We start from the raw sequence: 889 nt of genomic DNA on the forward strand, positions 1-889 counted from the left end.
CCCCCGCAATCGGGACAAGCGCTGCCCGGGTCGAGTTCTTTTCGCTCGCGCGGGGTGTCAGGCGCAACGCGCGGGCGCCGGGCCATGGCCCGTGCACTGTCTACGTGCGCAGTGGCCTCATCCTCTTCGACATCACTCGGCGAAGCGACGGTTTGTGCCGCGGCGACCAGAATGTCCTCTAGGGCCAGTTCCAGCTGCTCGATCTCGCGTTCGATCTTTTCCGAGGATTTGCCGAAGGCCTGTTTCTTCAGCTTTGCAATGCGCAGACGCAGGGCCTGAACCACCAGATCATGTGCACGGACCGTTGCCGCCAGCTTCGCGTTTTCTGCCTGCAAGTCGGCGATTATCGCCTTCAGCAAAGCTGGGTCTTCGGGAAGATTTTGCGCCGCGCTCAGCATGATCCTGCTTACCAGCCAAGGGCAGGAATATCCATGAAAACAAGGAAATTCAGAAACAAAAATCAGCCCACATGGGCAGGCGGCGCGCCCCAATTTGGACGCCTCCAGTCGATGCCTTCCCAAAGCATCGCGAGTTGTGCCGACGTCAGCCGCGCCGTCCCGTCTGCAGCGGAAGGCCAAGGAAAACGGCCACGCTGCAAGACCTTGTAGTACAGGCAAAATCCCTGCCCATCCCAGTACAAGAGTTTCACCCTGTCGCCGCGACGTCCTCGAAAAGCGAACACCGCCCCGCTTGTCGGTTTCTGTCGCAGTACCGTCTGGGCCAGCTGACCAAGGCCAGAGATGCCTTTGCGCATGTCAGTGACGCCGCAGGCCAAATAAACCCGCACGCCAGTTCCCGGCCCGATCACGCCGCCTCCACGCAGCGGATGAGCCGTGCCAGGGAGATGACCTCGATGTCGCTTCCAAAGCGCAAAGTCCGGCCTTTCGTC

General features: G+C 60.9%; 2 protein-coding genes. Both read right to left on the reverse strand.

Translation table 11 applies throughout. From position 1 onward, the window contains the following. The coding region (locus L284_RS41660) for an IS66 family transposase (protein ID WP_021235342.1) at positions 1 to 398 on the reverse strand (398 nt) is incomplete at its 3' end. 62 nt (positions 399 to 460) lie between these two features. Continuing rightward, positions 461 to 889: IS66 family insertion sequence element accessory protein TnpB (gene tnpB / locus L284_RS47625; RefSeq protein WP_407635853.1), on the reverse strand; the 429-nt coding region annotated here is incomplete at its 5' end.

The organism is Novosphingobium lindaniclasticum LE124 (assembly GCF_000445125.1).
Classification (GTDB): Bacteria; Pseudomonadota; Alphaproteobacteria; order Sphingomonadales; family Sphingomonadaceae; genus Novosphingobium; species Novosphingobium lindaniclasticum.